Origin of the sequence: uncultured Aureimonas sp. (assembly GCF_913775355.1) — a bacterium.
Lineage (GTDB): Bacteria > Pseudomonadota > Alphaproteobacteria > Rhizobiales > Rhizobiaceae > Aureimonas.
The window spans coordinates 1-9,336 of sequence record NZ_CAJYIU010000273.1; the positions used below are offsets into that span (position 1 = coordinate 1).

The window sequence follows — 9,336 nt, forward strand, 5'->3', positions numbered from 1 at the left end:
CACGCAGCAGAACGCGGCGATGGTGGAGGAGACGACGGCGGCGGCGCAGGCGCTGTCGGGCGAGACGGAGGGTCTGGCGGGTCTGGTGTCGGGCGTTGCGACGGGGGCGGGGCACCGTGCGCCCGCACCGTCGGTGTCAGCATCCGTGCGCACCGCCGCCCATGCGGCACACGCCGCAGCGCCGCGCCGCGTGGCGGCGGCACCGATGCATCCGGTTCAGCCGGCCCCGGCCCGTCCCGTCGCGCAGATGCGCACCGCCGGTCACGGCGGGGCGGCTCCGAAGGCCGCGGCCGTCGAGGAAGGCTGGGAGGAGTTCTGAGGGAGGACGCCGCGGCGACGGCCCCGACCGGCGTCCACTCGGCGCCGGTGACGACAGGACTGCAAGGCGCGACCGCGCGGTGATCGGAGCTGCGGTTCCGGCGCTCGGGCTTGCCGCTCTGCAGCGGTCCTACCGACGTGCGGAGGCCGCACTCTCGCCATGCGTCATGGCGCGATGCCCTTCTCGGCGATGACCGGGGCGACGACCGCCTCCAAGAGTTCGCGCAGCGTTGCGGGAGCCAGTTCGATCTGAAGGCCCCGCCGTCCGCCGTTGACGAAGACCCGCTCGTGCCGGAGCGCCTGCTCCTCGATTACCACCGGGACCCGCCGCTTCTGCCCGAACGGGCTGATGCCCCCGACGACATAGCCGGTCATGCGCTCGGCGTCCCCCGGCGGCATCATCTGCGCCGACTTGCCGGCCACGGCCGCCGCCAGTCGCTTCATCGAGACCTCCCGGTCGGACGGCACGACGACGCAGACCGGCTTGCCGTCGACCGTTGCCATCAGCGTCTTCAGCAGGCGCTCGGGCGGCACGCCGAGCGCATCGGCCGCCTGCAGGCCGATATGCTGCGCCTTTGGGTCGTAGGCGTACTCGCGGGTGGCAAAGCTCGCCCCGGCCGCCTTCAGGGCCTGCGTCGCTCGGGTCGAACTCGACATGGGCGGTCCTCCTGTTCGGACATGCGGGATGGCGGATGCCCCGGCGCGATGCACGAGGCGCCCTGCGGAGCCGAGGCTCGTGGCCCGCACGTCGCCCCACCCGCTAGCCACCTCGGCGCACAAGCGCAACCGCGGGCGACCGGGCGCATCGAATGTCCGGCGGGTCCGTCGTTCCTAGACCCACCGTCCCATCTCGTGTCAGACGACGGACAATGGAGAGCGCGGCACACCCGGGCGGCCGGGTAATCGGAGGAAGCGGGATGCGCCTGATCGGCCTCATCGGCGGCATGAGCTGGGAAAGCTCGGCCGAATACTACCGGATCCTCAATCAGGGCGTCCGGGATCGGATCGGGCCGACGGCCTCGGCCCGCTGCCTCCTCTGGTCGTTCGACTTTTCCGAGATCGAGCGCCTGCAGCACGCGGGCGACTGGACGACGCTCGGCGAGCGGATGGTCGAGGCAGCGCGTCGGCTGGAGACCGCGGGCGCCGACCTCCTTCTCATCTGCACCAACACGATGCATCGCCTCGCGCCGACGGTCGAGGCGGCCGTCGAGATTCCGCTCCTCCACATCGCCGACCCGACCGGCCGGAGCATCCGGGCCGCCGGGCTGTCGCGGGCGGGCCTTCTCGGGACGGCCTTCACGATGGAGCACGCGTTCTACAAGGGGCGGCTCGCGGACCGGCACGGGCTCGACGTCCTCGTGCCGAACGAACGCGACCGTGCTACCGTCCACCGCATCATCTACGAGGAGCTCGTGGCGGGTCGGGTGCTGCCGGCGTCGCGCGAGGCCTACCGGGCCGTGATCGGCGAGCTCGTGGCGCGCGGCGCCGAGGCGATCATCCTCGGATGCACCGAGATCATGCTCCTGATCGGGCCGGACGACAGTCCCGTGCCGGTCTTCGACACGACGACCCTCCATGCCGAAGCCGCCGTCGCCGCGGCCCTCGGCGACTGAGGTCTCTCCGGGCGTCGTCCCGACCCTTGGATCGGGAACCTTCGCATGTCGCCGGTCTTGTCGACGCCATGCCGTAGAGACCTCGGATGCGGCGCCGTCGAGGACCGCGTGGCACGATCTCGTTTTCTAGGCGTCTTGTCAGGCCCGCAGGCGGTGCCGATGTCGGGCCTCAGGGGCACGTGCGGAAGCGTTCACAACCCGTCCGGCAACCACTTGCGGCGGGTCCAGAAGGCGAGCGCGCCGACGAGAAGGAGCGCGCCCGCCGCGCCGACGAGAAGGCGATGGTTCGAACGGAGCGTGCCGAAGACGCTCTCGATGGCGTTGCCGAACCAGTAGCCGGCCGAGACGAAGACGAGGGCCCAGGTCGCGGCGGCTGCGGCATTGATGATGACGAACCGCGCGGTGGAAAGCTGCGTCGTGCCGATCGCGATCGGGCTCACCGTCCGGAAGCCGTAGACGAACCGAAAGCCGAACGTGAAGAGGACCGGCCGTCGCTCGAAGGCCTGCAGCGCCTTGGCGAAGAAGGGGCGGGCGCTGATGCGCCGCACGAGGCGGGAGCCTCGGAAGTACCGTCCGCAGGCGAACCAGATCTGGTCGGCGACGAAGGACCCCAGCGCCACCGCCACGACGACGGGCCAGAAACCGAGCGTTCCCGCGTGCGCGATGACGCCGGCGAGGATGGCGACGGTTTCTCCCTCGAGCCCGGCGCCGAGGAAGATGGCAGGCAGGCCGTACTCGGCAATCAGGGTCTCGATCGGTCCGGTCCTTGGCGCGGCGCGAACGTCATGGCCGGGTCCCCGCCGCCGGATGCCCTCGCCGCATCGGTTCCGCCGTGCCGGGACCCGCGCCCGGCGATCGATGCCCACGACCATATAGGCGCGGCATGTCGAAGGGGAGGGCGGGGCGAAGACCTGCCGCGATGGGGCGATCGTTGGCGGCGAAGGGCTGGCACTCCGGCTGCTGTGGCACGGGCGAGACGGCTCGCAGGCCCGACGGTTCGCGATCCGGCCTGTGCCCGTCGTCGTCCCCGACTCCGATGCCGACCACCGGCCCCTTGAGACGTCGAGGCGATACCCGCGCGCGGGACGAGGCCTCCGGGCGCCCCGATCTCATGCCTTGCGCGGACCCGTCCCGAACGCGCGGAAAGCGTCGTCCCGGCCCATATTGTGATCGGGACAGGGGTGGCCAAACACCGCGTCGAACCGTATGTCCCCCTTGCGATTCCCATCGAAGGTGTCACGCCGTCCGGCGGCCCGGCTCGTCGCCGCCCGTGAAGCGTTCGTTTCGATTTATCATGTCCGTTCCATCGTCAAGCATCGACTTCGCCGATGCCGCGCCCGTCCGGCGCAACTTCCGCACCATCGCCCTCATCGTCGCCAGCGCCATGTTCATGGAGCAGCTCGACGCCACGATCCTCGCGACCGCCTTGCCGACGATGGCGCGCGACTTCGGCGTCGGCGCACCCTCGATGAGCATCGCGCTCACCTCCTACCTCATCAGCCTCGCCGTCTTCATTCCCGTCAGCGGGGCGGTGGCCGATCGCTGGGGCTCGCGCACCGTGTTTCGGGCCGCCATCGGCGTCTTCGTCGTGGGCTCCGTCCTCTGCGCGATGGCGCCCTCGCTCGGGTTCCTCGTCGCCGCGCGCCTCCTCCAGGGGCTCGGCGGAGCGATGATGATGCCGGTCGGGCGCCTCGTGCTCCTGCGCTCGGTGGAGCGGCGCGATCTCGTCTCGGCCATATCGTGGCTGCTCGTGCCCGCGCTCATCGGCCCGATCCTCGGACCGCCGGTCGGCGGCTTCATCGTCACCTATGCGGACTGGCGCTGGATCTTCTACATCAACGTGCCGGTCGGCCTCGTCGGGATGGTGCTCGTCAGTCTCTTCATCGACGAGACGAAGGGCGAGCGCGCCGGGCCCTTCGACGGCGTCGGCATGATCCTCTCGGGCATCTCGCTCGGCTCGCTCCTCTTCGGCTTCGAGACCGCGAGCCGCGACGGCGAGGGGATGCTGGCGCTGGTGCTCGTCGCGGTCGGCCTCGTGACCGGCGCAATCTACCTGCGCCATGCCCGGCGCCACGCCGCGCCGATCCTCGACCCCGCCCTGATGCGCGTGCCTTCCTTCGGCACCTCGGTGATCGCGGGATCGCTGACCCGCATCACGCAAGGGGCGCAGCCGTTTCTCCTGCCGCTGATGATGCAGCTCGGCTTCGGGCTTTCGGCCGCGACGAGCGGCCTCGTCACGATCGCGACCGCGATCGGCTCCCCGATGATGAAGGCGCTGGCGCCCAGGATCCTGCGGCGTTTCGGCTTCCGCCAGGCGCTCGTAGTCAACGGCGTCCTCGCCGCGCTTCTTTACGGCCTCTGCGCCTTCTTCCGCCCGGACTGGCCGCTGCCGGTGATCTTCGGCGTCCTCGCCTGCTGCGGCTTCTCCATGTCGTTCCAGTTCACCGCCTACAACACAGTGGCCTACGACCGGATCTCACCGGCGCAGATGAGTTCGGCGACGAGCTTCTACACGACCTTTCAGCAGCTGATGCTGTCGCTCGGCATCTGCGTGGCGGCGCTCGCCCTGCACGGCTCGATGGGCGCGCAGGGGCACGCCGTGCCCGAGCTCTCCGACTTCTCGGTCGCCTTCGCGGTGGTGGTGGTGGTCTCGCTTCTCGCGACGATCTGGAACCTGCGCTTCTCCGCCGACGCGGGCCGCGAGATCAGCGGCCACGGCCGTGTGGTCGACGGCGTCAGGCGCCCCGCCGCCGCGACGAGCGAGGCCCTCGAGCACGGCCGATGACCGGCGGCCCTCCGGCCGGTCAGCCGCGCCGGATCTCGGCCGCCACGTTGCGCAGTTCCTGAAGGAGGATCGCGGCAGCGGTCGAGGGCGTGTCGCCCGCGCGCATCGTGATGCCGACGGGGCCTTGCGTGCGCGACGTGTCCACGCTGAGCCGATCGAGGACGCCGCGCTGGAGGTCCTCGAGGACGACGCCCTCGGAAATCAGCCAGATCGCGTCGGTCTCGAGGATGTAGGCGCGCGAGAAGGCGAGCGACACGGTCTCGATCACGCGCGGCGGCGCCGGCAGGTTGGCGGCGGCGAAGAGCCGGTCGACGGTCGGGCGGATCACCGAGCCGGGCGGCGGCAGGAGGACATCGAAGGGCAGCACCGTCTCGGGGCGCAGCGTGCGTCCGGCGAGCGGGTGGCCGGCGCGCACGGCAAAGACGATCAGCTCCGAATAGAGGTGCTCGAAGACGAGGCCGGTCATCGTCTCCGGCTCGCCCATCCGTCCGATGACGATGTCGAGCGCGCCCTCCCGCAACTGCGCGGTGAGATAGGCCGTCGGACCGGTGACGATACGCGGGATGGCGCCTAGATCGTGGGCGAGGTAGCGGCGGATCGCCGGCGGCAGGAGCCGGGCGGACACGGTGGGAAGCGCCCCGATGCGAACCGGCAGGGCGCTCGGCGAGGCGGCGTCGCCGACGTCCTCGACACCGCGGCGCAGGGCCGAGAGGCTCGCCTCGGCATGGCGCAGGAAGATCTCGCCGTAGGGTGAGAGAAGCGGCCCGCCCCGCTCGCGCGCGAGCAGCGGGGCGCCGAGGATCGTCTCCAGCTCCTTGATCGCCTTCGAGACGGCCGGCTGCGTGACCGAAAGCTCCTCCGCCGCGCGCCCGACACTGCCCTGCCGCGCCACGGCGACGAAGGTCCGAAGATGGCGCAGACGCAGGGCGGACGAGATCATCGTCATAACCTCAGAGTTATCATCGAGGCACCAATCCTCATTTAACATGACGGTTCAAGTGGCCTAGACCGGAGACGGGAGGTGGGCCGCATGGCATTGGTGACCGCGAACGGCATCGAGACGCATGACCGCGTCGACGGGCGAACGGGCGCGCTGCGCCTCGTCCTTCTCCACTCGCCGGGCTCGGACCTGCGGATATCAGCCGAGGCCGCCGAACGCCTGCGCGACCGGTTCAAGTTTCTCCTGGTCGACAGGCGACCCCCTGAGCCAGCGCGGCGCGTGACGTCGGTCGCACCCCGTACCGAACGGGACGGACTGCCCGTCTTCACCTTCGACAGCCGCCGTCAGGGCGAGGCCGAAACCGTTTTTCTGGATATGTGACGCACGATGGACAAGACCCTTCCCAATCTGGCCGCGGCCGTGTCCGGCATCGCGGACGGCGCGGTGGTGATGATCGGCGGCTTCGGCGGCTCCGGCGCGCCGATCGAGCTGATCCACGCGCTGATCGACCGGTTCCTCACCTCGGGCTCGCCGAAGAATCTGACGGTGGTCAACAACAATGCCGGCAACGGCCATGTCGGGCTCGCCGCGCTGATCGAGCAGGGCATGGTAGCCAAGCTCATCTGCTCGTTCCCGCGCTCGGCCGACCCGCGCGTCTTCACGCAAGCGTATCTCGCCGGCGAGATCGAGCTGGAACTCGTGCCGCAGGGGACGCTCGCCGAGCGCATCCGCGCGGGCGGGGCGGGCATCCCCGCCTTCTACACACCGACGAGCTACGGCACGGACCTCGCCAAAGGAAAGCCGGTGGAGGAGTTCGACGGGCGCCCTTACGTGCGCGAGCGCTGGCTGAAGGCCGACGTCGCCCTCATCAAGGCGCATCGCGGCGACCGTCTCGGCAACCTCGTCTTCAACAAGGCAGCGCGCAACTTCAATCCGCTGATGGCGATGGCCGCCGCGACGACCATCGCGCAGGTGTCGGAGATCGTCGAACCCGGCGCGATCGATCCGGAACGCGTCGTGACGCCCGGCATCTTCGTGCAGGGCGTGGTCGAGGTTGCCGACCCCGTGCAGGAAGAAGACCTCAACCGCGCGAACGCGGTCTACCCGGAGCGGACCGCATGAGCGCCAAGCTGTCTTCCACCCAGATCGCCTGGCGCGCCGCGCAGGACATCGCCGACGGGGCCTACGTCAATCTCGGCATCGGCTTTCCCGAAATGGTCGCGAAATTCCAGCCGCCGGGACGCGAGGCGATCTTCCACACCGAGAACGGCATCCTCGGCTTCGGCGAGGCGCCGCAGGCGGGCGAAGAGGACTGGGACCTCATCAACGCCGGCAAGAAGGCCGTGACCCTCAAGCCCGGCACCACCTTCTTCCACCATGCCGACAGTTTTGCCATGGTGCGCGGCGGGCACCTCGATGTCGCGATCCTAGGCGCCTACGAGGTGGCCGAGACGGGGGACCTCGCCAACTGGTCGACGGGGCCGAAGGGCGTTCCGGCGGTCGGCGGGGCAATGGACCTCGTGCATGGCGCCAAGCGCGTCGCCGTCATCACCGAGCATGTCACGAAGGACGGCAAGCCGAAGCTCGTGAAGCGCTGCTCGCTGCCGCTGACGGGCGTCGGGTGCGTCACCCGCGTCTATACGAGCCTTGCCGTCATCGACATCGAGGGCGGGCGCTTCGTCTTGCGCGAGAAGCTGCCGTCCCTGTCTGTTGCCGACCTTCAGGCGGTGACGGGCGCCGAGCTCGACGTGCCCGGCACCGTCGCCGATCTTCTCGTTCCGGAGCTCTGACATGGCCGAGGCCTATATCTGCGCTTACCTTCGCACGCCGATCGGCCGCTTCGGCGGGGCGCTCTCGTCCGTGCGCGCCGACGACCTCGGGGTTGTGCCGCTGAAAGCGCTGATGGAGCGCTATCCGTCGGTCGACTTCGCCGCCGTCGACGAGGTGATCTACGGCTGCGCCAACCAGGCCGGCGAGGACAACCGCAACGTCGCGCGAATGTCGCTGCTGCTCGCAGGCCTTCCCGAGACCGTGCCGGGCACGACGATGAACCGCCTCTGCGGCTCCGGCATGGACGCCGTGATCACGGCCGCCCGCGCCATCAAGTCGGGCGAGGCGGAGCTGGTGATCGCCGGGGGCGTCGAATCCATGTCCCGCGCGCCTTTCGTCATGCCGAAGGCCGAGACGGCCTTTTCGCGCCATGCCGAGATTCACGACACGACGATCGGCTGGCGCTTCGTCAATCCGCTCATGAAAGCGCAGTACGGCGTCGATTCGATGCCCGAGACCGGCGAGAACGTCGCCGAGGACTTCCGGGTCAGCCGCGAGGACCAGGACGCCTTCGCCCTCCGCTCGCAGAACAAGGCGGCGCAAGCGCAGGCGAACGGGCGGCTGGCCCGCGAGATCGTTCCCGTCACGATCCCCCAGCGCAAGGGCGATCCCGTCATCGTCGACCGCGACGAGCATCCGCGCGCGACGACGATCGAGGCGCTCGCCAAGTTGCCGACGCCCTTCCGCAAGGGCGGCACGGTGACGGCGGGCAACGCGTCCGGCGTCAACGACGGGGCCGCGGCGCTGATCGTGGCATCGGAGGCGGCGGCCAAGCGCCACGGCCTGACCCCGATCGCCCGCGTGCTCGGTGGCGCGACGGCAGGCGTCGCGCCCCGCATCATGGGCTTCGGACCGGCGCCGGCGTCGAAGAAGCTCCTGTCACGTCTCGGCTTCGCCCAGACCGATTTCGACGTGATCGAGCTGAACGAGGCCTTCGCCAGCCAAGGGCTCGCCACCTTGCGCGATCTCGGGATCGCCGACGACGACGCGCGGGTGAACCCGAACGGCGGGGCGATCGCGATTGGCCACCCGCTCGGCATGTCGGGCGCGCGCATCGCCGGCACGGCGGCGCTGGAACTTCAGCTCAGGGGCGGCCGGCGGGCGCTCGCTACCATGTGCATCGGTGTCGGCCAGGGCATCGCCGTGGCGATCGAAGGGGTCTGACCGCTCGGCGCCTTACCTCGGCGTCCGGACCGGCGACCCCGAGATCGCGGCGCTCCGCCGCGAGGACGCCAGCATGACCGCCGAGGGTGAGACCCAAGAGATCGTCCGGATCGGCCTCATCGGCTCCGACATCCAGCGGTCCAAGTCTCCGGCTCGTCACGAGACCGAAGGCCGCGCGCTCGGACTGGACGATCGCCACAGCCGCTTCGACACGCTGCGCGCGCCGCATGGTGCGATGGCCCTTCCCGACCACTTGGAAGGAAAGGGCTTTGCCGGCATCGACGTCACCCATCCCTGCAAGCAGTTCTCCTTCCGCACATGACGCGCCTGTGCGGCGACGCGGCGATGCCCGGTGCGGTCAACACCGTCGTGTTCCGCGATGGAACCGCACCGGTCACAACGTCGACGGGCTCGGTTTCTCCCAGAGCATTCGCGTAGGGACTCCCCAATGTTGCGCTCGGATCGGCCGTTCTCTAGGAGCAGGCGGCTCTTCGTCTTCGATCAGGACGAAGCGCGCGGCGAGCGCGCTGGTCGAGGCCCTGACCGGGCGTTTTGGCACGGCGCGCGCAGGCTGTTCGCGACGTCGGGCAGGCGCTCGCCATGGCGGACGGCCTGATCCACGCCACCCCGACAGGCAGCCTCGCCCATCCCGGACTGCCGATCGAGCCGGAGTGGCTGGACGCGAG

The 9,336-nt window shown here is 70.0% G+C and carries 10 protein-coding genes and 1 pseudogene; 8 read left to right on the forward strand and 3 right to left on the reverse strand.

The annotated features are described in order from the left end of the window. Positions 1-319 (forward strand): annotated as a pseudogene (locus QZ753_RS16540) (methyl-accepting chemotaxis protein); the annotation flags it as partial. A 164-nt stretch (positions 320-483) separates the two neighbouring features. Here the strand turns inward: QZ753_RS16540 and ybaK are convergent. Then, on the reverse strand, positions 484-975 hold the full coding sequence (ybaK, locus tag QZ753_RS16545; protein ID WP_294645194.1) for a Cys-tRNA(Pro) deacylase: 492 nt from the start codon (positions 973-975) through the stop codon (positions 484-486). A gap of 260 nt (positions 976-1,235) precedes the next feature. Here ybaK and QZ753_RS16550 point away from each other — a divergent pair, with 260 nt between their 5' ends. After that, a complete protein-coding gene (locus QZ753_RS16550) occupies positions 1,236-1,931 on the forward strand; it encodes an aspartate/glutamate racemase family protein (RefSeq protein WP_294645196.1) in 696 nt (231 codons plus the stop codon). Positions 1,932-2,122: 191 nt separating this feature from the next. Here QZ753_RS16550 and QZ753_RS16555 read toward each other — a convergent pair whose 3' ends face one another. Further along, positions 2,123-2,803, reverse strand: coding sequence for a DedA family protein (locus QZ753_RS16555; RefSeq protein ID WP_294645197.1), 681 nt, complete (start codon positions 2,801-2,803; stop codon positions 2,123-2,125). 422 nt (positions 2,804-3,225) lie between these two features. On the opposite strand from QZ753_RS16555, the gene QZ753_RS16560 reads away from it, so the two are divergent. Beyond that, entirely contained in the window at positions 3,226-4,716 is a 1,491-nt protein-coding gene (locus QZ753_RS16560; RefSeq protein WP_294645199.1) for an MDR family MFS transporter, read from the forward strand. A gap of 19 nt (positions 4,717-4,735) precedes the next feature. Here QZ753_RS16560 and pcaQ read toward each other — a convergent pair whose 3' ends face one another. After that, entirely contained in the window at positions 4,736-5,656 is a 921-nt protein-coding gene (pcaQ, locus tag QZ753_RS16565; RefSeq protein ID WP_294645201.1) for a pca operon transcription factor PcaQ, read from the reverse strand. A gap of 90 nt (positions 5,657-5,746) precedes the next feature. Here pcaQ and QZ753_RS16570 point away from each other — a divergent pair, with 90 nt between their 5' ends. From QZ753_RS16570 to QZ753_RS16590, 5 genes are all read left to right on the forward strand, one after another. Then, positions 5,747-6,037, forward strand: a complete 291-nt coding sequence (locus QZ753_RS16570) for a hypothetical protein (RefSeq protein ID WP_294645203.1) — start codon at positions 5,747-5,749, stop codon at positions 6,035-6,037. 6 nt (positions 6,038-6,043) lie between these two features. Further along, positions 6,044-6,778: a 3-oxoacid CoA-transferase subunit A gene (locus tag QZ753_RS16575; RefSeq protein WP_294645205.1), complete on the forward strand. Its 735-nt coding sequence runs from the start codon at positions 6,044-6,046 to the stop codon at positions 6,776-6,778. After that, positions 6,775-7,446, forward strand: a complete 672-nt coding sequence (locus QZ753_RS16580; protein WP_294645207.1) for a 3-oxoacid CoA-transferase subunit B — start codon at positions 6,775-6,777, stop codon at positions 7,444-7,446. Before QZ753_RS16575 ends, QZ753_RS16580 begins: the two co-directional genes overlap by 4 nt. A 1-nt stretch (position 7,447) precedes the next feature. Beyond that, entirely contained in the window at positions 7,448-8,650 is a 1,203-nt protein-coding gene (pcaF, locus tag QZ753_RS16585) for a 3-oxoadipyl-CoA thiolase (protein ID WP_294645208.1), read from the forward strand. Between the two features lie 73 nt (positions 8,651-8,723). Then, entirely contained in the window at positions 8,724-8,972 is a 249-nt protein-coding gene (locus tag QZ753_RS16590; protein ID WP_294645211.1) for a hypothetical protein, read from the forward strand. Positions 8,973-9,336: the final 364 nt, after the last annotated feature.

Bases quoted from the DNA above. Each gene is read 5' to 3' on its own strand.
- ybaK (WP_294645194.1), bottom strand. From the start codon at position 975: ATGTCGAGTTCGACCCGAGCGACGCAGGCCCTGAAGGCGGCCGGGGCG.
- QZ753_RS16550 (WP_294645196.1), top strand. From the start codon at position 1,236: ATGCGCCTGATCGGCCTCATCGGCGGCATGAGCTGGGAAAGCTCGGCC.
- QZ753_RS16555 (WP_294645197.1), bottom strand. From the start codon at position 2,803: ATGGTCGTGGGCATCGATCGCCGGGCGCGGGTCCCGGCACGGCGGAAC.
- QZ753_RS16560 (WP_294645199.1), top strand. From the start codon at position 3,226: ATGTCCGTTCCATCGTCAAGCATCGACTTCGCCGATGCCGCGCCCGTC.
- pcaQ (WP_294645201.1), bottom strand. From the start codon at position 5,656: ATGATCTCGTCCGCCCTGCGTCTGCGCCATCTTCGGACCTTCGTCGCC.
- QZ753_RS16570 (WP_294645203.1), top strand. From the start codon at position 5,747: ATGGCATTGGTGACCGCGAACGGCATCGAGACGCATGACCGCGTCGAC.
- QZ753_RS16575 (WP_294645205.1), top strand. From the start codon at position 6,044: ATGGACAAGACCCTTCCCAATCTGGCCGCGGCCGTGTCCGGCATCGCG.
- QZ753_RS16580 (WP_294645207.1), top strand. From the start codon at position 6,775: ATGAGCGCCAAGCTGTCTTCCACCCAGATCGCCTGGCGCGCCGCGCAG.
- pcaF (WP_294645208.1), top strand. From the start codon at position 7,448: ATGGCCGAGGCCTATATCTGCGCTTACCTTCGCACGCCGATCGGCCGC.
- QZ753_RS16590 (WP_294645211.1), top strand. From the start codon at position 8,724: ATGACCGCCGAGGGTGAGACCCAAGAGATCGTCCGGATCGGCCTCATC.